Raw genomic sequence first — 19,546 nt, 5'->3', positions numbered from 1 at the left:
GCCAGGGAGCGCCATCTGCGGCGCTCAAAAAGCAAGGTGGGGAATGTGGAAGGCGAGCCCCAGGTATCTCCTGGCGTCGCCTCGCTGCCGGTTGCATCCGGCGTTCGCGAGCACATCGTCGGCATCGCAAACCGCTTCCAGACCCAGGCGTTTATGCAACGCTACACCTGGTTTGCCGCGCCACACTATCGTTGGTGACTGCGCCAGGCTGGGGCTGTTTTGTCGTAGAGCAAGTCCACTGAATTAATCATATCACCATCTTTAAAAAATAGGCAACACGATAGACGTACATTTTCTGTCTTTTTTGAATATCTTTTTTTATATCAATTTTTAGCACGGCCCCGCACACAATTTAACGCGAGAACGGCTCCGCTTCCGGCTCGGCCGCCCCTTCCTCCACCGCCTCCGTCAACACGGGCACCTCCTTCTTCCTGCGGCCGAACGGCTTGCGCAGCAAGACCCAGTATTTCGACGGCGCGCCCGGCTCCACCGCTTGCCTGCGCTTGCGCACGGCATACACGATGAGCGCCGTCAGCAGCAGGAAGAGCACAGTGCCGATACCGAGCCACAGCAAGCCGTTGCCGCCCGATTTCTTTTCCTTGTCGGCTGCAGGCGCCGCGTGCAGGGGTTTGGGTTTGGCATGGGGCGCTTCCGCCACGGCTGGCGCGGCAGCGGGCGGCACGGCGGGCGTGGCGGCGGCAGGCAGGGCCAACGCCTGCTGCAAGACGCCGATCTTGCCTTCCAGCTCGCCGAGCTTTTCATTCAGGGCCGTATTTTTCTCGTCCAGCGCCAGGCATGCCGCCGCCTGCCCCGCATCCGCCTGCGGCGCACAGGCGGCCACGGGCGCCGTGGCGCGGCGCAATGGCGGCGGGCGCAGCGCAGCGGCGGCCGGCTTCGGCGCGGCGGGCGGCGCCACGAACACGCTGGCCGGGCGCACCATGCCCTCGGCCCGCGCGCGGGCCGCCAGGACGGCGGCGTCGGGCGGCGGGATGGGTACGGCGCGCGGCGGTGGCAACGGCGCAGGCGCGGGCGCAGGAACGGCTGGCCTGGCCGGCGCACTGGCGGCGGGCGGCGCCGGCGTCAGCCACAAGGTGCCCAGGCGCACGATGGCGCCATTGCCATTGCCCAGCAATAAATACAGGTGCACATGACCCGCCTGGATCGCTTGCCGCGTGGCCACGCGCACATAGTGGCGTCCACCGCGCTCAAACGGGCTGATCGTCAAGGTTTGCAGCGCCGGGTCCATGCCGATGCCGCCGCCCCGGTACACATCGGGCGAGGCCAGGCGCACGGCCACGCCGTTGACCTCATCGGGCGCCAGAGCCGTCAGTTCGAGCTCGGCCAGCAGAGGCTGGCCCACGTGGGACTGCACCGCCAGCTCGCCCAGTTCGGCCGCCATAACGGGCGGCAAGGCCAGGCTGGTGGCGGCGCACGCGATCAGGGACCAACGGGGAAGGATGCTGCTCTGCATGAACTGATCGCTTTGATAACAGGATAAATAATGGGGACTCGCCTGTCTTTAACGGCAGGAAATCGCAAAAATATAGATGGGTCAGGGCAAAAATGATGCAATACAGCATCATCCTGTGTCTTTTTGACGTCTGGAGTACACTCGATCCACCTCCATCGATGAAAGGGATGCCATGAGCAGCAGAATCGAACGCGACAGTTTCGGCCCGATCGACGTACCCGCCGACCGGCTGTGGGGAGCGCAAACGCAGCGCTCGCTCGATCACTTCCATATCTCCACGGAAAAGATGCCGCCCGAACTGATCGCCGCCCTGGCCACCGTCAAGCGCGCGGCCGCCCACGTCAACCTGGACCTGGGACTATTGGATGGCAAGAAAGCCATCGCCATCACGCAGGCGGCCGACGAAGTGCTGGCCGGCAAGCATGACGCAGAATTCCCGCTGGCCGTCTGGCAGACGGGGTCCGGCACGCAAAGCAATATGAACATGAACGAAGTGCTGGCCAACCGCGGTTCCGAGCTGATCGGCGGCTTGCGGGGCGCCGAGCGTCTGCTGCACCCGAACGACGACGTCAACCTGGGCCAGTCCTCGAACGACATCTTTCCCACCGCAATCCACGTGGCGGCCGCGCTCGCCGTCGCCAACACGGTCTTGCCGCCGCTGCGCCAGCTGCGCGCCACCCTGGATGCGAAAGCGACGGAATTTGCCGACATCGTCAAGATCGGCCGCACCCATTTGCAGGACGCGACGCCGCTGACCCTGGGCCAGGAATTTTCCGGCTACGTGGCGCAGCTGGACTTCTCCGAACACATCATCACCGCCTCGTTGCCGCCGCTGCTGCAGCTGGCCGCCGGCGGCACGGCTGTCGGCACGGGCTTGAATGCCCACGTGGAATTTGCCGGCCGCATTGCGGCGGAACTGGCGCGCCTGACGGGCCAGCCATTCGAAACGGCCAGCAACAAGTTTGCCGCCCTGGCCGCCCACGATGCCTTGGTGGCCGCCCATGGCGCCTTGAAAACCCTGGCCACGGCCCTGATGAAAATCGCCAACGACGTGCGCTGGATGGCGTCCGGCCCCCGTTCCGGCCTCGGCGAAATCACCATCCCCGAAAACGAGCCGGGCAGCTCCATCATGCCGGGCAAGGTCAATCCCACCCAGTGCGAAGCGCTGACCATGCTGTGCTGCCAGGTGTTCGGCAACGACGTGGCCATCACGGTAGGCGGCGCCTCGGGCAATTTCGAGCTGAACGTCTTCAAGCCCTTGATTGCACACAACTTCCTGCAAAGCGCGCGCCTGCTCGGCGACGGCATGCGCAGCTTCGATGAGCATTGCGCACACGGCATCGCGCCGAACCGTGGTCGCATCGCCGAACTGATGGAACGCTCCCTGATGCTGGTCACGGCGCTGGCGCCGCACATCGGCTACGACAAGGCGGCGCAAATCGCCAAGCAAGCCCAGCACGAAGGCACGACCCTGAAGCAAGCGGCGCTGGCCCTGGGCTTTGTGACGGAAGAGCAATTCAGTGCATGGATCGTTCCCCTGGAGATGACGCAGCCCAACAAAAGTTAAGGCTCAGCCTGCATTCCCCCTCGCTTCATGTAAACTATGACCTTAGTTGACACCGTCATTCAGTGTTGAAAACACATCGTTGCAATAAGGGATACAATGCAAAAAGTAAGCTTTGATTTAACATCCGAGTTCGTCGAGCTGAACCAGCTGCTGAAGCTGGTCGGCTTATGCGACAGCGGTGGCGCAGGCAAGGTCATGGTCGATAGCGGCGTGGTGAAGGTCGATGGCAAGAAGGAATTGCGCAAGACCGCCAAGATCCGCGCCGGCCAGGTCGTCAGCGTGGGCGAGATCCGTATCACGGTCGTCGGCCCCGCTTGATGCCGGCATGGGGCGCGAAAGCAGCCCCATGCGTCCAGCCTGCCTGCCAGCCCGGCTGCCTGGATCAAGCTGCAACACGTCGTTATTGTCAGATAAATATCGATTGCAGAAGGGAAGCGCCATGGACCATCCCGAACAAGGTACGCGCAGCCAGGAACGCCTGATCGGCGACTTGCGCCAGGTAATAGAAAACGCGGAAGAATTACTGCGTAACACAGACAAATACACCAGCAGCCTGTACCAGAGCGCGCGCGCCAGGCTGCAGCTGGCCCTCGTCGCGGCCACCGCCGAACTGGCCCGCTTTGAAGAGGAGCAAGTCACGCGCATGATGGACGCCACGCTGGCCGCGAACGCGCTGTACCGCGATCAGACGGGCGAAGCGCGCGTGCTGCGCGCCTTCGAATAAATAATTACGCCGCCAACACCGCATGCGCCAGCCACTGGCGCAAGTGCACGGCCAGGTCGAATGCCGGGTCCAGCTCGAACGCCGCATCGAGCGCGGCGCCGAACGTGCGGCCCTGCCGCAAGGCCAGCAAGGCCGCATGCGCGGCCGCATCCAGCACCAGCACCTGCGCTTTCCAGCGCGGCCGGCACACCAGCGCGTAACTAGCCGTCTGCATATCCTGCGGAAATACCCCCTGCCCTTCACCCTCTTGATGCGCCTGCCACAGGGCCGCCGCTTGCCAGTTCGATGCCAGCAAGGCACAAGCGGGATGCAAGGTGAAACACCGCGTTTCCAGTTGATCGGCATGCAAGGCGGCCAGCGCCTCGGGCGCCAGTGCCTGCGCATCGGCCGCGTAATGGGCCAGGTGCAAGGCCCATTCCAGGCGCGCCACATCGGGCAAATAGGGCAATTCGCCGGCTGGCGGGAACTTGGCGAGAAAATCGGCGAAACGGGCGCCAAACTGGTTCAAATCGGCGCTATCCGACGGAGATTGCCGGCCGTATGCGCGCGCCAGGCCGCCAAAGAACGCCTCGCCCACCAGCGCCAGCACGACGGGGTAGACCTGGCTCAGGGTGCGGCGCCAGGTGGCGCCCAAGCTGCCACGGTACAGCGAAAAACGCTGCGCCGCCGCGTCTCCCGCGAACGCTGGCAGAACTGCCGCCGTATCGAGCAAGGCGGTGGCGAACGCTTGCTGGCCGGCCGCCAGCGCGTCAAGCGACGCGGGTGGCGGTGACGGCAGCGGCGCCATCCCAAGCCATGGCGTTTGCGGCGCATGGCGCGCCAGCATGGCTTGCGCCTTGTCCGCCTCGCCCAGCAGGATATCGAGCGGCGGCAACTCCGTATCCCATTCGACCAGGGTGGGAATGGCGCCAAAGCGCCGCAAGGCGGCCGCATATAACGCCCAGACGGGGTCGGCCACGGCGGCGCCATGATGGTCGACCATGGCGTGCGGCGTCAGCAGATGGCCGCCCAGGTGCAGCTCGCCCACGCTGCCCGGCGCGATGGCTTGCATCGCAAGCAAGGCGTCTTCGCCGTGGTTACACTGGTTCACATACAGATTATTGATATCGAGCAGCAGCCCGCAGCCGCTGCGGCGCGCCAGTTCCGCCAGGAATTGCGCCTCGCTCATGGCATCGTCGGCAAAACGCAGGTAAGTGGAGACATTCTCCAGCAAGATCGGCCTTTTCAACACATCCTGCACCCTCCCCACCCTTGCACACAGCAAATCGAGGGCCGCGCCATTCAAGGCCAGCGGCAACAAATCATTGAGTTGCTGCTCCGCCACGGCGCCCCAGCACAAGTGCTCCGACACGAGGACCGGCTCGATGCGCTCGACCACGGCGCGCACGCGCCGCAAATGGTCCTCGGAAAAGCCCCGCGCGGAACCCAGGCCCAGGCCCACGCCATGCAGGCTGATCGGGTAATCCTGGCGCAAGGTGCGCAGCACATGGCTATCCCAGCCCGAAGGCTGCAGATAATTTTCAGTGTGCACTTCCAGCCAGCCGACCTGGGGCCGGCGCGCCAGGAAATCGCGGTAGTGCGCGGCGCGCAGGCCGACGCCGGCAAGCGCCTGGATGGGCGGCGGCATGGGCAGGCGGCGGACGCTTAGGGCTGCGTGGCCGGCTTGGCCGCCTTGCCGGCCTTGATGGGCTTGACGGAACCGCCCGCCTGTTCGCACGTGCCCTTGGCTACATAGGCCCATTCCGTGGGCAGCTTGTCCGCCTCCGCCTGGCCCGCGCAGGAATGCGCGCCATCGGACGAGGCGCAATCGTTCTGCCCCGCCTTGGCCACGCCGTAGCATTTTTCCTTGTCGCCGGGGGCGGGACCATCGTGGGCGGCCGCATTGACGGCGGTACCGGCGCAGAGGCCAGCGAGGGCGGCGGCGATGAGAGCTTGACGTTTGTTCATGGGGATTCCTCTTGCATGGGTCAAAGTAAAGTGGGCACGCCCCGGACTGCACGATGGGCAACGCGAGGTGATGCACGCCATTTTACTGAATCGGCCGATTCATGGCGAACAGAGATGGAAGGAAGGCGAAAAGGAAGCGGAAAAGACAGACAACAACGCCCACGCGCCACCATCGGCGACGGTGGTGTGGGCGTATCTATGGCGAGCGCCAGGCTGGCGCCGCGGGACCGCGCTCAGGCTGTCGTGTTGATGCGGTTGCCGAGGTGAGCCGGCAGACTCGGCGCCGACTGTACCGGCGGCAGCGCTGCCAGCAAGGCGGTGGCGGTCGAGCTTTGGATATCCTGGGCTTTTTTCAGGACAGTCAAGCCGACGGCTTGCCGCGTGCCTGTCTCCGCCATCGTGGTTGACAGTTGAGCAATGCTTCCGACGTCCATACGTTTCTCCAATGAGGTTCTACCCTTGTTAACGGATGCCGCCGGCAAACCTTTAGCTTATTTTTCCAGCTTATTTTCCAACTGCAGCAGCAACCAGCCCAGCACCTGCTCGCGCGCATTCAAGTCCAGCCATTGCACGCCCTCGCGCAGGCCGGCCGGCGCCGGGCTGTCGGAGGCGACGGCGATCACGTGCGGGTCATGCGGATATAAGGGTGCTTGCCCCACTTCCGCGCGGAACACTTCCAGCTTGGGGATAGGGTCCGTCTTGAAGCCCTCGACCAGGGTCAGGTCTGCCGGCCCCATGCGGGCCAATTGCTGCGCCAGGCCCGGTTCGGGCGCGCCGCGCAGCTCATGCACGATGGCAAAGCGGTACGGCGACGCCACCAGCACTTCCGCCGCCCCGGCCAGGCGCAGGCGGGCGCTGTCCTTTTGCGGCGGCTCCAGCGCCAGGTCATGGTGGCTGTGCTTGACCAGGTTGACGCGCAAGCCGCGCGCCGCCAGTTCCTTCACCACAAATTCCAGCAGGGTCGTCTTGCCGCTACCGGAACGGCCGATCACACCCAGTACCGGGTGGGTGGGCATCGCATCGTGCATGGTCACTCCTTGATTGAGAAGGAATGATTATACGCAGCCCCACGGGCGCCAGCGCCTTGCATTGCCCAAGCCATCGCACAGGTCAAGCGCCGCCGGATTTTCCACCATTCCCCCCGTCAAAGGGGGCCGGCGGACCACCCTGCCGCGGGCGCCGGCCCGCCGACTTCGGCGCCTTCTTGCCCGCAGTTTTGCCCGCAGCCCTGCCATTTTGTGCCTGCGCATTCCTGGCCGTGCGGGCCAATTGCCGGTGGGCGGCGATCGCCCCCGCCTCGGCATCGGACTGGAAGGGGACGGCGGCAGCGGCAGCCACCTCGCCATCAGGCTGGCAAGCGGGCGCCAGCGGGGCGAAGTCCTGCGCCCGCACATCGGCTTCCCAGGCCGCCCGCTGCGCCGCCACACTAGCGGGCACGGCCGGCGCCGCGCGGGCGTGCGCCAGGGTCAGCACGGCGCCCAGGCCGCTGGCGGCCGCCACGCGCGCGCCCATCTGGGGCAAGCTGCCATCGGCGGCGCGGCAAAAGCGCTGCAGGATGGTCTTGATGATCGACGTGTGGTCGACCACCTCGTGGCTGACGCTGCCCGGCGCGATCAGCGGCGACACCAGCAGCATGGGCACGCGCACGCCGTACTGGCGAAACGCGGGGTCGTCATCGATGGCGGCGCCAGGCGGTACATGGTCGAAAAAGCCCCCGTGTTCGTCATAGCTGAGGATCAGCAAGGTGCGCGCCCAGGCGGGACCGCGCGACAGGGCCTGATAGACCTGCGCCACCAGCGCCTGGCCGGCGCGGATATCGGCCGGCGGATGGTCGTCGTTTTCAAAAAAATGCGGATCGATCCAGCTGACCGGGGGCAAGGTACCCGCCAGCGCGTCGCCGATGAAGCCATAGCGGCGCGCGCTGGAGCCGAACGGCTCGTACAGCTCGGACGAGCGGTAATGGTCGTCCGTCAGCGCCAGGCTCCAGGGTTTCCAGGCGGAATAAAATTTCCAGCCGACCTGGGCGCGGTCCAGGTGGCGCACGAAGGATTTGTTCGCATACAGGGGCACGCGCTTGCTATCCTTGCTGCCGGCCGCCTTGCCGCTGACCGCATACAGGCGGTTGGGCCAGGTGGCGCCAGGCACGGCGCTGTAGCAGCGGTCGCAGACGCAGAACTGCTGCGCCAGGAAATCGTACATGGGCAAGTCGGCCGCATTGTAGTAACCCATCACCAGATCGATGTCGGGGTCGCCCGGGTGCGTTTGCGCATAGTTGTCGACAAAACCGCCGTTATTGTTTTGCAATTGCTGCGCCACCGACAGGCCCGTGTGCGACGGGTCTTGCTGCGGGCCGAAGGCCGTGCGCCGCAAATGGTGCACGGGATAGCTCACGCCCGCATGCACATTGGCATGGCTGGCCTGCAAGCCGTCGATGTCGGTGCGCCCGCCTTCCAGGCTCAGGTAGCCGAGCATGTGGTCGAACGAGCGGTTTTCCATCATCAGCACGACGATATGGTCGATGCGCGCCAGGTTTTCCAAGCCATGCGCATCAAACGCACCCTCACCAGCAGCTGCGGCAGCAATCATGGGACCTCCCCGGCCGCGCACACGGGCGCAGCGACCCTGGTTCGACCAGGCCAGGCCAGTATGGTTCAGCTATGACGGCCCGGCCTTGATGCACAACAACTCAGTACGGCACGCGGTAGCGGTAGCCCTTGAAACTGAAGATGGCCGCCTTCGGCTGCAACTTTTCCAGCACCAGGCCGGGCGCCAGCTCCTCGCCTTCGTGGCGCAAGACCTTGTCGATCAACAATAAACGATCGGCCGGATTCTTCGAATAGATATAGCCGCCGATGGCGATCGGCGGGATTTGCCGCTGTATCGGCTCGGGCAAGTCGCGCATGCCCGGCACGCTTTCTTCGGTCGCAGGCGCGGGCACGGTGGGCACCGGGGCCGCAACGGGCGGCGGCGCGGCCTGGACGGGCTGCTTCGGTTCCTGCTGCGGTTCCGCCACGGGCCTGGCATGGTGCACGGGTGCGGCCGTGGCCGCCGGCGGCACGGGCGCGATTTGGGTAACGGGGGCCGGCGCAGGCGCAGGCACTGGTGGCGGGACTGCCGGCGGGACGACTGCCGGCATCGGCGCGGGCACAGCCTGGACCAGCACGGCAGGAGCGGCCGCAGGTACAGGCACGGGCGGCGCCGCCCCCGCCTGCCAAGGCTGCCACAGCAGCAACGCGGCGACCAAGGCCAGCGTCACGCCGCCCAGCGCCAGCCAGACGGGCGCGCGCCGCGCCGCGCCGGACGCCGCGCCATCGTGCAGCTGCACTTGCGGTGCGTGGATCGACGGCAACTCGCCCAGCTGGCGCTCGGCTTGCGATTTTTTCAATGCTTCAAGTATGTAGGACATCTTATTTCCCCGCCACCATCGCCGTCGCAGCGGGCGCCGCCACGGCAGGCGCCGCGCTGCTCAGGCGCGGCTCCGCATTGTCACCCAGCTGCATCAGGCGTATATATGTTTTCGGACCCGCCAGGCCATCGGCGCGCAGGTTCTGGCTTTGCTGGAAAGCGCGCAGCTGGCTTTGCATCTCGGCATCGAGCGGCAGATTGGCGGCCGGCGCCGGCAAGCCCCGCTGTTGCGCCAGCCGCTGCGCCAGCCAATCCACGTCGGCGCCGCGCGCGCCCAGCGGCACCTCGTCGCGCCAGCTGCGCGGGGCGCGCCAGAAGGTCGTGAAACCGCCATCGCTGCGCTGCGCCAGCTGGGCCAGCGGCAAGTCTTGCTGTTGGCCGTCGAGCATCAAGGTGGCCGTATCCCCCTGCAGACGCGTCAGCAGCGCCAGCTGTTCCGTGCCACCCGGATCGCGCAAGACCAGCATGGCGGGACGGTCCAGCACGCGCAGCTCGGCGATGCCGCCCCGGCTGTGCAGGCAGCGCAGGCCGGTGCGGGCGCCCGCCTGGCAAGCATCGCCTGCCGGCAACTGCTCGCCCCACAGACTGGCCAGCTGGCGCAGCACGGCGTTGCGGTCCGGCACGCTGACGGGCGCGGGCGCAGGAACAGGTGCGGCAACGGGCGCCGGCGGCGCTACCACGGCGGGTGCTTTCGCCACGGCCACTGTGGCAGGCGCGTGCGGCATGAAATGCCAGGCCAGCGCGGCCGTGGCCAGCGCACCGGCCAGCACGCCGCCGGCCACGTGCGGCCAGCGCAAGCCCCGTCCGGCAACCGGCGTCCCCTCTTCCGCAAACACTTCCTCGGCGGCACGGCGCAGTATCTGGCGCGTCACTTGCGGCTGGTTTTCCACGTAGGCGCCCAGCAGCGCGCGGTCACACAGCAGGTTGATGCGGCGCGGCACGCCTTTACTCAAGGCATGGATGGGCGCCATCAGGCGCGGCGCGAACGGCGTCTGCGCCGTACTGCCCGCCACGGCCAGGCGGTGGCGGATGTAGCTGGCCGTTTCCCCGGCCGTCAGCGAACCCAGGTGATACCGGGCGATCACGCGCTGCGCCAGCTGCTCCAGTTCGGGCCGCGCCAGCATGGCGCGCAATTCCGGCTGGCCGATGAGGATGATCTGCAGCAGCTTGCGCTCGCTCGTCTCCAGGTTGGTCAGCAAACGCAATTGTTCGAGCACGGCGGCGGACAGGTTTTGCGCTTCATCGATGATCAGCACATTGTTCTTGCCCTGCGCATGGCTGGCCAGCAGGTGCGCATTGATGGCGTCGACATAGCCTTTCACGCTGGCCACGCCGGGCGCCAGGGCGATGCGGAATTCCTCGCAGATCGACAGCAGCAATTCCTCGACGGACAATTTCGGATTGAAGATATAGGCGAGCTGGCAATTCTCCGGAATCTGCTCCATGAAGCAGCGGCACACGGTGGTCTTGCCGGCACCGATTTCTCCCGTCAGCAGCACGAAGCCGCCGCCGCTGCCCACGCCATACAGCAAGTGCGCCAGCGCTTCGCGGTGGCGTTCGCTCATGAACAGGTAGCGCGGATCGGGGGCAATCGAAAACGGCGATTGCTTGAGCTGGAAATAATGCGTGTACATGGAGACCCTGCGGATGAAACGATCAAAATGCGCGACGGCAAGCCGAGACCCTCAGCGGGTGCGGGCGGGCGGCAACGGCTTGTATTTGGCGCAATACACTTTCGCCTTGCTGCGAAAGTAGACGATTTTACTGCCAGGCACGGAACCACGGACAGGAAAGGCGGAATTGTCGAGTTTATTGAAACGCAGGCCCGAAGCGCCGCGGATGGCCGGCTCCAGCTTTTCCGGTGTCGCGTCCGCCACCACGCCCATGAAGACGAGGGGACTGGTGTCGTCGCTGACGATGACGTCGGTAACGGGCGCGCCCCACAGGGTCGCTTCCGTGCGGAACCAGTAGGCGCCCCCTTCATGCTTGTAGGCGGGGCCGAAGGCCGTCAGCAGATAGGCATAAAAGGCCTTGTTGTCGATCTGGTCGATGCACAGCACGGCATTGCCCACCACTTGCCCGAACGTGCTCGGCGCCGGCTTGGCCTGCGCCAGCACGCCGGACACGGGCACGCCGCAGGCCAGCAGGGCGAACGCCGCCAGCAGGGCCGGCGCACGCCACGGGCGCGTCAAGGTACGGCGCACGCGCATGATCAGCGCTTGCGCTCTTCTTTCTTGACCTTCTTGGCTTCCTTCTTTTCTTTCATGGTCTTGGCCGGTTCTTTCTTGGCTTCCTTCTTGCTGTCCTGTGCCTTGCTCATCATCTACTCCATGCCTGGGCGGAAATGCCAGGGCCATTATGACACTCCCCCATGAAAATGCCACGTCATTTCCCCCATGCAATAGACCCGCCCGGCAAGCACAGTCAGCGCATGCGCTTATTTGCAAAAAGACGTTTGCATTTTCATTTTATTGTGTTTTAATACACGCAATTTATAAAAAGATATTATTTCTGTGCTGCATGAGCAACACCGGAAAGCATACACACTGGGGACAGGACATGGACCGGCATACGGCGGGGCCATGCGTGATCGACTTACAGCCCTCGGCAGAAATACAGAACATGATGAGAAAGATGATCTTGCTGTGCGCAGCCCTGTCGCTCTGGGCCGCTGGCAACACGCATGCGGCGCGCACGCCGCCGATCCAGGTGGCCGCGTACCAGGCGCCGCCCGCCCCACTGGCCGCGCGCCTGGCCAGTTTTCAGTCGCCCGACGCCAGTCCGCGCGTGCGCGCCCCGGATGAACCGAGCACGCATTCGCTGCTGCTGGTCGCCATCGTGCTGCTGAGCCTGCGCATGCGCGCCAGCGCCACTACCAGCAGCGAAAAATTCAGTACCTGACGTGAAAACGGCCGCGCAAGGCGGCCGCTCCAGTCACGCGTCAGCGCACTATCAATGCAGGCACAGACGGCGGCGCGTCTTTTCGATCAGCGCCGCATCGTAGGGATACAGGTTCTCGATAAAGAACAATTCCGTTTCCGCCTCGTCTTCCAGGCACATTTCGATCATGACCGGGCCATCGCTTTCGCGGCCCAGGAAATCCTTCGGCCAGCGGTTCTTGCGGTGCGTGCGCATCATTTCCATGCCCAGCGCGGCCAGCGGCGCCGACACACCGGCGGCCAGCGCCGCTTGCTGCCAGTCGTCCCAGTACTCGCTCTTTGCTGCCTTGTCGTTCATCATGCTCTTCCAACTCAGGTGTAAAAGGCGGACTTTACTCTTCATGGCGTCCCTTGCCAAGCATGCATACAAGCAATACCGCGCGGCCAACAACAGACCAGTTCGAAAAAATTGGCATTAAACAAGGCCAATTTCAATACCATTTTCAATCGACAAAAACTCCTTTATTAACAACAGCTTGCGGCGAATTTTCCGGGCGCGACACATCAAGCGCAAGAATATTTTACAATACCACTTAAATACCTCTTGACTAGCCATCGGAGCAACAATATAGTGCCTTCAGCTTTTTCGCCGCCCGACAAATAAAAAACCGAGACAGGCGCATCCAACCATAAGCGGGACTGCATAACATGATCGAATACATAATCGGCGTCGACGGCGGGGGCAGCGGTACCCGCGTACGCCTGGCGCGCCTCGATGGCCAGGAACTGGCACAGGGACAAAGCGGCCCATCCGGCCTGGGACTGGGCATCGAACGGGCCTGGACCTCCGTGGCGCACGCCGTCACCCTGGCCTTCCGCACGGCCGGCCTGGAACAACCCTCATTGCAGCGCATGGCCATCGGCCTGGGCCTGGCCGGCGTGCACAACAAGCAGTGGGCCGCCAGCTTCGTCGAACACAATCCCGGCTATGCCTTGGTGGCGCTCGAATCGGACGCCCTGACCACCTTGCTGGGCGCGCACGCGGGCCAGCCGGGCGCCATCGTTGCCATCGGCACGGGCAGCGTGGGCGAAGTGCTGCACGCGGACGGCAGCCGCCACGAAGTCGGCGGCTGGGGCTTCCCCTCCGGCGACGAGGCGGGCGGCGCCTGGATCGGCATGCGCGCCATCAACCATGCGCAGCAAGTGGTCGACGGCCGCGTGCCCGGCAGCGCCTTCGCCACGGCCGTCATCGACGCCTGCGGCGGCCAGCGCGACGCCATGCAGGTGTGGCTGGCGGCCGCCAGCCAGACCAATTTCGCGCAACTGGCGCGCCTGGTGCTCGAACACGCGGCCAGCAATGCCGTGGCGCGCGCCATCCTGACCGACGCGGGCCAGCAGATCGCCCTCATCGCCAGGGCGCTCGACCCGGCCGGTACCTTGCCCGTGGCCCTGTGCGGCGGTCTGGCGGCGCCCTTGTCCGCCTACCTGCCGGCGGAACTGCTGAAACTGGTCGTGCCGGCACAGGGCGACTCGGCCGCAGGCGGCCTGCGCCTGATACGCAAGCACTTGCGGGAGCAATGACCATGCTGGCCAAACTGTCCGCCTTCAAACCGAATCCCGCCAGCGACACGCCGCTCTACATGCAACTGGCGAACATGCTGTCGGACGGCATCGCCAGCGGCGACTGGCGCGCCAACCAGGCCTTGCCCTCCGAGCGCGTGCTGTCGGAGATCCTGGAAATCTCGCGCGTGACGGCGCGCAAGGCCATCGACATGCTGTGCGACCGGGGCATGCTGACGCGCAAGCGCGGCTCGGGCACCTACATCACGCCCAAGCTGGAACAGCCGCTGTCGCGCCTGACGAGCTTTTCGGAAGAATTGCGCCAGCGGGGCTTCAAGGCCGGCTCGCGCTGGCTGCAGCGCGACATCGGCTCGGCCGCGCCGCTGGAACTGCTGTCGCTGGGACTGTCGCCGCACATGCCGGTGGCGCGTTTGCGCCGCCTGCGCACGGCCGACGAAGTGGTGATGGCGATCGAGACGACCACCATCCCCGCCCTGTACATGCCGGACCCGCAGCAGGTGACCGATTCGCTGTACGGCTACCTGGAGTCGCGCGGCACCATCCCGATGCGCGCGCTGCAGCACATCCGCGCCGTCAACGCCACGGCGGAACAGGCCAAGCTGGCCAATATCAAGACGGGTGAAGCCATGCTGCACATCACCCGTGTCAGTTATCTCGACAACGGCGCAGCGGTGGAACTGACCCACTCGTATTGCCGCAGTGATTATTATGAATTCGTAGCGGAGTCGCGCAGATGAGCAGCACTATCAAAGGCAATATCCTTACCCCCGGCGGCTGGATCCACGGCGCCATCGCCTTCGGCGAAAAAGTCGACAGCATCACGGGCGATTCCCTCCACCCGTCGGGCAACAGCGACGACTACATCCTGCCCGGCTTTATCGACCTGCACGTGCATGGCGGCGCCGGCAAGGACATCATGGAAGGCGGCGAAGCCGTCTACACCATCGCGGCCATCCACGCGCGCCACGGCACCACCAGCCTGCTGGCCACCACCATGACGGCGCCGCCGGAAGATATCGACATGGCCTTGACGGCCATCGGCATCGCCGCCAAGCACCGCCGCCCGAACACGGCGCGCGTGCTGGGCGCCCACCTGGAAGGCCCGTACATCAATTCCGGCAAGCTCGGGGCGCAGCCGAACTACGCGCGCGCCGCCACGCTGGCGGAAATCGAGCGCCTGCAAACCCTGGCCAAGCTGCGCGTCATCACCGTGGCGCCGGAAATCGCCGGCCACCTGGACCTGGTGCGCGCCCTGGCCGACGCCGGCGTGCGCGTGCAGATCGGCCACACGCTGGGTTCCTATGAAGACGGCGTGGCCGCGCTGGAACACGGCGCCATGGGTTTCACGCACCTGTTCAACGCCATGAGCGGCCTGCACCACCGCGAGCCGGGCATGGTCGGCGCCGCCCTGGCGCACGCCGAATACGCCGAACTGATTCCCGACCTGCTGCACGTGCATCCGGGCGCCATCAAGGTGGCCCTGCGCGCCATCCCGCGCCTGTACTGCGTCACCGATTCGACGGCCGCCACCGGCATGCCGGACGGCGAATACATGCTGGGCCGCCACGCCGTGCAGAAATGCATGGGCGGCGTGCGCCTGCCCGACGGCACGCTGGCGGGCAGCACCCTGACCCTGGACCAGGCGCTGCGCAACCTGGTGGGACTGGGACTGGACCTGGCCGACGCGTCCAAGCGCGTGTCGACCAACGCCGCCGATTACCTGGGCCTGGAAGAACGCGGCCGGCTGGCCCCCGGCACCTACGCCGATCTGGTGGTACTCGATCGCGACCTCAAACTCAAAGCTGTCTATATAGAAGGAGAAATCTGTGACCTCAATGATGCTTAAAGAAGCCGTTTCCGCCGCCGAATGCGTCGCCCTGCAACTGGCCAGCGACACGGAACGCTACGCGGAACTGGGCCGCAAATTGAGGAGCACCTCGTTCTCCACGGCGCTGACCATCGCGCGCGGCAGCTCCGACCACGCCTGCAACTACGTCGCCTACCTGATTATGGCGCGCCTGGGCCGCGTCGTCGCATCCTTGCCGATGTCGCTCGTGACCCTGAACAAGTCGCCGCTGGTGACGCGCGACACCTTGGCCATCTCGATCTCGCAATCGGGCCAGAGCCCGGACGTGGTCGAACCGATCCGCTACTTCCGCGACGGCGGCGCCACCACCGTGGCCCTCGTCAACGACATCGATTCGCCGCTGGCGCACGCCGCCGAATGGGCCATGCCCCTGCGCGCCGGCAAGGAACAAAGCGTCGCCGCCACCAAGAGCTTCATCACCAGCCAGGTCGCAGGCGCGCGCATGGTGGCCCAGTGGCAGAACGATCCCGAGCTGCAGGCCGGCCTGGAAGCGCTGCCTGAAGCGCTGCTCGAAGCGACCCGCGTCGACTGGTCGCCGGCGATCGACGTGCTGGCCCCGGCCCGCAACATCATGGTCGTCGGACGCGGCATCAGCTTCCCCGTGGCGCTGGAGTCGGCCCTGAAATTCAAGGAAACCTCGGCCCTGCAGGCGGAAGCCTTCAGCGGCGCCGAAATCAAGCACGGCCCCATGGCCCTGATCGAAGACGGCTACCCGCTGCTGATTTTCGCCACCCGTGGCCCGACCCAGGCCGGCCTGCTGCAATTGGCCACGGAGATGCGCGGGCGCGGCGCCAAGGTCTTGCTGGCGGCGCCCGCCGACGTGGCCGAGCGCGACCTGACCCTGCCCGTGGCGGCCACGCCGGACCTCGATCCGATCGTCGCCATCCAGTCCTTCTACGTGATGGCGGCAAAACTGTCGGCCGCGCGCGGCATGGATCCGGATGCGCCGCGCCACCTGAGCAAAGTAACAAAAACAAACTAGGCACTCTTCGGCAGCTGCGCCCCAGGCACGGGGCGAAGCTGCCGTCCGCAGGACCCGAATATAAGCGACGGCAAGGGCATGTACCCGCGCCGCAGACTCATGGACATTGGAGCGCCACGCTCCAGGATAAAAATGACGATCAAGAGACTGTTGGCGGTTGTTGCCTGCGCGGGCCTGCTCGCGCCACAGGCATGGGCTGCCGAGAAAATCGAATTCTGGACCTTCAGCATGAAGCCCAAGTTCACGCCGTATTTCAATGCGGTGGTGGCGCGCTATGAGGCGCAGAATCCCGGCGTCAGGATCGAATGGATCGACTTCCCGTGGGACGTCATCCAGACCAAGCTGGTCACGCGCATCGTGGCCGGCACGCCGCCCGCGCTGGTCAGCCTGAACGTGCCCTGGGCCGACGAATTTGCGCGCGACGGCTTGCTCACACAAGTCGATGACCTGATCGCGCCTGCGCGCGCCAGCTACATTCCCAGCGCCCTGGACGACCTGCGCTTCAAGGGCCGCACCTACGGTTTTCCCATGTACAGCAATGTCGCGGTGATCGCCTTCAATACCGATATCTTCAAACAGGCGGGACTCATGCGCGGCCCTGCCAGCCTCGATGAACAGCTGGCGTTCGCGCGCCAGATCGCGCAACGCACGGGCAAGGCCGGCATCGCCCCGGCGCTGTCGAAGATCGACGGCCTGTTCATGCAGCAAGGCCTGGCCGTCATCACGGACAAGCGCGCCGTCTTCAATTCGCCGCAGCACGTGGCGCTGGTGCAGAAACTGGCCGACACCTACAAGGTCGGCGGCCTGCTGAAGGAAAGCCTGTTCGCCGAAGATAACTTCCCGGCCGTCATCGACGCCTACAAGGGCGGCCGCCTGGGCATGCTGCTGGCGCCCCCCACGGCCATGCAGCGCATCCGCGGCGACGCGAAAGACATCTACGCCATCACCGACGTGGCGCCCGCGCCGCTGGGCCCCACCGGCATCGCCGATGGCGGCTGGCTGGTGCACTTCGCCATCCCGAAAGGCGTGCCGGCGCGCCAGCTACCCTCGGTGGGCAAGTTCGCGCGCTTCCTGACGAACGACGAAAACCAGCTGGCGTTCGCGCGCCAGGCCAGCGTCTTCCCCACCACCGTCAAGGCGGCGGCCGATCCGTTTTTCCTGTCCACGCCGCAAAACGCGGGCGCGGCCGAAAAAGCGGTGGCCGCCGGCGCCCTGTCGATGGGCCACTCGCGCACCCTGTACGTGGCCGGCATCGACGACTACGACGAACTGCGCCGCTCGCTGGTAAAAGCCGTCGAGGCGGGCGTGACGGGCAAGCAGGACGTGAAGCAGGCGCTGGACCAGGCCGTCGCCATCTGGAACCGCAAGCTGGCCACCCTGCCGCGCCACTAAGGACACCATGAAACTCGCCCACCGCCACACCCTGCAAGCCTGGCTGTTCCTCGCCCCGGCCCTGCTGCTGCTGGCCGCCTTTTCCTTCTGGCCCGTCGGCTACGGCTCCGTGCTGGCCTTCACCGACTACAGCCTGATACGCGAGACGCGCTTCGTCGGCCTCGACAACTTCCGCTACATCTTCAACAACGAGATGTTCGTCTCGGGCCTGAAGAATTCGCTGATGTTTTTGCTGATGGTGCCCTTCGTGCAGGTGGGCGCCATCACTCTCGCCGTGCTGGTGAACAACCGCCTGCCCGGCATCCGTTTGTTCCGCGCCGCCTTCTACGTGCCCGTGGTGACCACCGTGTCCGTGGTCGGCATCATGTGGGGCTTCATGTTCCACGAACAGGGCGCGCTCAATTACGTGATGATGACGTTAAAACTGGTGAACGCGCCCGTGGGCTGGCTGACGAACGACAGCCTGGCCCTGTTCGCCGTGATGTTCGTCACCTTGTGGCGGGGCCTGGGCTGGTACATGGTGATGTACCTGGCGGCCCTGCAATCGATCCCGTCGGACATGCAGGAAGCGGCCATGCTCGATGGCGCCAGCCGCTGGCAGCGCTTCTGGAAGATCACCGTGCCGATGCTGCGCCCGACCATCATGCTGTGCTCCATCCTGTCCGTGCTGGCGGCCTTGAAGGCTTACCAGGAAGTCGACGTGCTGACCCAGGGCGGCCCGATGAATTCCACCTTCACGGCGCTGTATTACGCGTATGACCAGGGCCTCAAGCACTTGAAACTGCCGCGCGCGCTAGCGGCCAGCTTCGTCGTCTCGCTGTTTTGCATAGCCATCGCCCTGCTGTGCCTGCGCTACCTCAAACCCAAGCACCGCTGACCGGGACAAGACCATGCAAAAACGTTCCCGTCCCCTGAAAACCCGTCTGCACATGCTGGGCCACTATGCCGTGCTGTGCGCGATCGCCGTCGTCTGCGTCTTCCCGTTCTGGTGGACCCTGGTGACGGCCATTTCCACGCAAGGCAATATCTTCGCCTTCCCGCCCACCTTCTGGCCCAAGGCGCCGTCTTTTGAGAACTTCGTCGAAGTATTCAACGCGATTCCCATCTGGTCTTTTTTCAAGAACTCCGTGCTGATCGCCGTGTTGACCGTGTTCTGGAAGCTGCTGCTGTGTTCACTGGCCGCGTATCCGCTGGCGCGCCTGAAATTCCGTGGCCGCAGACTGGTGTTCGGCCTGATCCTGGCAACCCTGGTGCTGCCGTCGGAAGTGAACTTCCTCGTCAACTTCATCACCATCACGCAAATGAGCCTGGTCGACACCTACACGGGCGTGATCCTGCCCAACGTGGTGACGGCCGTGGCCATCTTGCTGCTCAAGCAGGCGTTCGAGGAAGTGCCGCAAGACCTGATCGACGCGGCGCGCGTCGATGGCGCGTCCGAGTGGGTCATCTTCAGCCGTATCATGCTGCCGCTGATCACGCCATGGCTGGCCACCGTCGGCATCCTGACGGCCGTCGAATCGTGGAACGAGTACATCTGGCCGTCCATCGTCATGAGCAAGCCCGATGAGTTCCCGCTGTCGGTGGGCGTGCTGTATTTGCGCGGCACCTTCGGCAGCAGCACGCGCGTGATCGCGGCCGGCACCTTGATCACCATCGTGCCGACCCTGCTCGCCTTCCTGTTTACCCAACGCTTCTTCATGCGCGGCATGGACGGCGCCGTCAAATGAAAAC

General features: G+C 65.2%; 21 protein-coding genes. 11 read left to right on the top strand and 10 right to left on the bottom strand.

Features of this window, described 5'->3' with window-relative positions; genetic code table 11:
• Positions 1-352: 352 nt before the first annotated feature.
• On the bottom strand, positions 353-1,471 hold the full coding sequence (locus AC07VH_RS15855) for a type IV pilus assembly protein FimV (protein ID WP_494803994.1): 1,119 nt from the start codon (positions 1,469-1,471) through the stop codon (positions 353-355).
• A gap of 172 nt (positions 1,472-1,643) precedes the next feature.
• Between AC07VH_RS15855 and fumC the strand changes: the two genes are divergently transcribed.
• The 3 genes from fumC (at position 1,644) to AC07VH_RS15840 (ending at position 3,762) form a co-directional block, all read left to right on the top strand.
• Entirely contained in the window at positions 1,644-3,038 is a 1,395-nt protein-coding gene (gene fumC, locus AC07VH_RS15850) for a class II fumarate hydratase (protein ID WP_494788332.1), read from the top strand.
• 96 nt (positions 3,039-3,134) lie between these two features.
• Positions 3,135-3,356, top strand: a complete 222-nt coding sequence (locus tag AC07VH_RS15845; RefSeq protein ID WP_489628595.1) for an RNA-binding S4 domain-containing protein — start codon at positions 3,135-3,137, stop codon at positions 3,354-3,356.
• 121 nt (positions 3,357-3,477) lie between these two features.
• Positions 3,478-3,762, top strand: coding sequence for a hypothetical protein (locus AC07VH_RS15840; protein ID WP_326459592.1), 285 nt, complete (start codon positions 3,478-3,480; stop codon positions 3,760-3,762).
• A 4-nt stretch (positions 3,763-3,766) separates the two neighbouring features.
• On the opposite strand, the gene bufB is transcribed toward AC07VH_RS15840, so the two are convergent.
• The 8 genes from bufB to AC07VH_RS15800 all read right to left on the bottom strand — a co-directional run bounded on the left by bufB (position 3,767) and on the right by AC07VH_RS15800 (position 11,324).
• Positions 3,767-5,389, bottom strand: a complete 1,623-nt coding sequence (bufB, locus tag AC07VH_RS15835) for an MNIO family bufferin maturase (protein WP_494788333.1) — start codon at positions 5,387-5,389, stop codon at positions 3,767-3,769.
• Positions 5,390-5,406: 17 nt separating this feature from the next.
• The gene (locus tag AC07VH_RS15830) at positions 5,407-5,709 is read right to left on the bottom strand and encodes a BufA1 family periplasmic bufferin-type metallophore (protein ID WP_489628597.1); all 303 of its coding nucleotides are present in this window, start codon (positions 5,707-5,709) and stop codon (positions 5,407-5,409) included.
• A gap of 233 nt (positions 5,710-5,942) precedes the next feature.
• Positions 5,943-6,143 (bottom strand): YjfB family protein, encoded by a 201-nt coding sequence (locus tag AC07VH_RS15825; protein WP_034781856.1) that lies wholly within the window; start codon positions 6,141-6,143, stop codon positions 5,943-5,945.
• 57 nt (positions 6,144-6,200) lie between these two features.
• A complete protein-coding gene (gene mobB / locus AC07VH_RS15820) occupies positions 6,201-6,737 on the bottom strand; it encodes a molybdopterin-guanine dinucleotide biosynthesis protein B (RefSeq protein WP_475414326.1) in 537 nt (178 codons plus the stop codon).
• Positions 6,738-6,819: 82 nt separating this feature from the next.
• Positions 6,820-8,295: an alkaline phosphatase family protein gene (locus AC07VH_RS15815; protein WP_494788334.1), complete on the bottom strand. Its 1,476-nt coding sequence runs from the start codon at positions 8,293-8,295 to the stop codon at positions 6,820-6,822.
• A gap of 100 nt (positions 8,296-8,395) precedes the next feature.
• Positions 8,396-9,115 (bottom strand): general secretion pathway protein GspB, encoded by a 720-nt coding sequence (locus AC07VH_RS15810; RefSeq protein ID WP_494788335.1) that lies wholly within the window; start codon positions 9,113-9,115, stop codon positions 8,396-8,398.
• A 1-nt stretch (position 9,116) separates the two neighbouring features.
• Positions 9,117-10,748: an ExeA family protein gene (locus AC07VH_RS15805; RefSeq protein ID WP_494788336.1), complete on the bottom strand. Its 1,632-nt coding sequence runs from the start codon at positions 10,746-10,748 to the stop codon at positions 9,117-9,119.
• Between the two features lie 51 nt (positions 10,749-10,799).
• Positions 10,800-11,324, bottom strand: a complete 525-nt coding sequence (locus AC07VH_RS15800) for a hypothetical protein (protein WP_489628603.1) — start codon at positions 11,322-11,324, stop codon at positions 10,800-10,802.
• 412 nt (positions 11,325-11,736) lie between these two features.
• Here AC07VH_RS15800 and AC07VH_RS15795 point away from each other — a divergent pair, with 412 nt between their 5' ends.
• A complete protein-coding gene (locus AC07VH_RS15795; RefSeq protein WP_494788337.1) occupies positions 11,737-12,015 on the top strand; it encodes a hypothetical protein in 279 nt (92 codons plus the stop codon).
• A gap of 51 nt (positions 12,016-12,066) precedes the next feature.
• Here the strand turns inward: AC07VH_RS15795 and AC07VH_RS15790 are convergent, their stop codons facing one another.
• Positions 12,067-12,354, bottom strand: a complete 288-nt coding sequence (locus AC07VH_RS15790) for a hypothetical protein (RefSeq protein ID WP_494788338.1) — start codon at positions 12,352-12,354, stop codon at positions 12,067-12,069.
• A gap of 347 nt (positions 12,355-12,701) precedes the next feature.
• On the opposite strand from AC07VH_RS15790, the gene AC07VH_RS15785 reads away from it, so the two are divergent.
• The 7 genes from AC07VH_RS15785 to AC07VH_RS15755 all read left to right on the top strand — a co-directional run bounded on the left by AC07VH_RS15785 (position 12,702) and on the right by AC07VH_RS15755 (position 19,542).
• Positions 12,702-13,574: a glucosamine kinase nucleotide-binding domain-containing protein gene (locus tag AC07VH_RS15785; protein WP_489628605.1), complete on the top strand. Its 873-nt coding sequence runs from the start codon at positions 12,702-12,704 to the stop codon at positions 13,572-13,574.
• Between the two features lie 2 nt (positions 13,575-13,576).
• Entirely contained in the window at positions 13,577-14,311 is a 735-nt protein-coding gene (locus AC07VH_RS15780) for a GntR family transcriptional regulator (protein ID WP_494788339.1), read from the top strand.
• Positions 14,308-15,420, top strand: coding sequence for an N-acetylglucosamine-6-phosphate deacetylase (gene nagA / locus AC07VH_RS15775; protein ID WP_494788340.1), 1,113 nt, complete (start codon positions 14,308-14,310; stop codon positions 15,418-15,420). The genes AC07VH_RS15780 and nagA overlap by 4 nt, the downstream gene beginning before the upstream one ends.
• The gene (locus tag AC07VH_RS15770) at positions 15,410-16,423 is read left to right on the top strand and encodes an SIS domain-containing protein (RefSeq protein ID WP_494788341.1); all 1,014 of its coding nucleotides are present in this window, start codon (positions 15,410-15,412) and stop codon (positions 16,421-16,423) included. Before nagA ends, AC07VH_RS15770 begins: the two co-directional genes overlap by 11 nt.
• A gap of 132 nt (positions 16,424-16,555) precedes the next feature.
• Positions 16,556-17,815 (top strand): ABC transporter substrate-binding protein, encoded by a 1,260-nt coding sequence (locus AC07VH_RS15765; protein ID WP_475414319.1) that lies wholly within the window; start codon positions 16,556-16,558, stop codon positions 17,813-17,815.
• A 7-nt stretch (positions 17,816-17,822) separates the two neighbouring features.
• Entirely contained in the window at positions 17,823-18,692 is an 870-nt protein-coding gene (locus AC07VH_RS15760) for a carbohydrate ABC transporter permease (RefSeq protein WP_475414318.1), read from the top strand.
• 13 nt (positions 18,693-18,705) lie between these two features.
• On the top strand, positions 18,706-19,542 hold the full coding sequence (locus tag AC07VH_RS15755; RefSeq protein ID WP_475414317.1) for a carbohydrate ABC transporter permease: 837 nt from the start codon (positions 18,706-18,708) through the stop codon (positions 19,540-19,542).
• Positions 19,543-19,546 lie beyond the last annotated feature (4 nt).

The organism is Janthinobacterium sp. GW821-FHT03C10, from assembly GCF_059420865.1.
This window is presented reverse-complemented; position numbering and strand designations above follow the sequence as displayed.

Excerpts from the sequence above, each read along its gene's own strand:
- AC07VH_RS15785 (WP_489628605.1), top strand. The coding sequence starts at position 12,702 with ATGATCGAATACATAATCGGCGTCGACGGCGGGGGCAGCGGTACCCGC.
- AC07VH_RS15755 (WP_475414317.1), top strand. The coding sequence starts at position 18,706 with ATGCAAAAACGTTCCCGTCCCCTGAAAACCCGTCTGCACATGCTGGGC.
- AC07VH_RS15800 (WP_489628603.1), bottom strand. The coding sequence starts at position 11,324 with ATGCGCGTGCGCCGTACCTTGACGCGCCCGTGGCGTGCGCCGGCCCTG.
- AC07VH_RS15770 (WP_494788341.1), top strand. The coding sequence starts at position 15,410 with ATGATGCTTAAAGAAGCCGTTTCCGCCGCCGAATGCGTCGCCCTGCAA.
- AC07VH_RS15765 (WP_475414319.1), top strand. The coding sequence starts at position 16,556 with ATGACGATCAAGAGACTGTTGGCGGTTGTTGCCTGCGCGGGCCTGCTC.
- AC07VH_RS15825 (WP_034781856.1), bottom strand. The coding sequence starts at position 6,143 with ATGGACGTCGGAAGCATTGCTCAACTGTCAACCACGATGGCGGAGACA.
- AC07VH_RS15795 (WP_494788337.1), top strand. The coding sequence starts at position 11,737 with ATGATGAGAAAGATGATCTTGCTGTGCGCAGCCCTGTCGCTCTGGGCC.
- AC07VH_RS15810 (WP_494788335.1), bottom strand. The coding sequence starts at position 9,115 with ATGTCCTACATACTTGAAGCATTGAAAAAATCGCAAGCCGAGCGCCAG.
- AC07VH_RS15815 (WP_494788334.1), bottom strand. The coding sequence starts at position 8,295 with ATGATTGCTGCCGCAGCTGCTGGTGAGGGTGCGTTTGATGCGCATGGC.
- AC07VH_RS15840 (WP_326459592.1), top strand. The coding sequence starts at position 3,478 with ATGGACCATCCCGAACAAGGTACGCGCAGCCAGGAACGCCTGATCGGC.
- bufB (WP_494788333.1), bottom strand. The coding sequence starts at position 5,389 with ATGCCGCCGCCCATCCAGGCGCTTGCCGGCGTCGGCCTGCGCGCCGCG.
- AC07VH_RS15805 (WP_494788336.1), bottom strand. The coding sequence starts at position 10,748 with ATGTACACGCATTATTTCCAGCTCAAGCAATCGCCGTTTTCGATTGCC.
- AC07VH_RS15760 (WP_475414318.1), top strand. The coding sequence starts at position 17,823 with ATGAAACTCGCCCACCGCCACACCCTGCAAGCCTGGCTGTTCCTCGCC.
- AC07VH_RS15845 (WP_489628595.1), top strand. The coding sequence starts at position 3,135 with ATGCAAAAAGTAAGCTTTGATTTAACATCCGAGTTCGTCGAGCTGAAC.
- fumC (WP_494788332.1), top strand. The coding sequence starts at position 1,644 with ATGAGCAGCAGAATCGAACGCGACAGTTTCGGCCCGATCGACGTACCC.
- AC07VH_RS15780 (WP_494788339.1), top strand. The coding sequence starts at position 13,577 with ATGCTGGCCAAACTGTCCGCCTTCAAACCGAATCCCGCCAGCGACACG.
- AC07VH_RS15790 (WP_494788338.1), bottom strand. The coding sequence starts at position 12,354 with ATGATGAACGACAAGGCAGCAAAGAGCGAGTACTGGGACGACTGGCAG.
- nagA (WP_494788340.1), top strand. The coding sequence starts at position 14,308 with ATGAGCAGCACTATCAAAGGCAATATCCTTACCCCCGGCGGCTGGATC.
- AC07VH_RS15830 (WP_489628597.1), bottom strand. The coding sequence starts at position 5,709 with ATGAACAAACGTCAAGCTCTCATCGCCGCCGCCCTCGCTGGCCTCTGC.
- AC07VH_RS15855 (WP_494803994.1), bottom strand. The coding sequence starts at position 1,471 with ATGCAGAGCAGCATCCTTCCCCGTTGGTCCCTGATCGCGTGCGCCGCC.
- mobB (WP_475414326.1), bottom strand. The coding sequence starts at position 6,737 with ATGCACGATGCGATGCCCACCCACCCGGTACTGGGTGTGATCGGCCGT.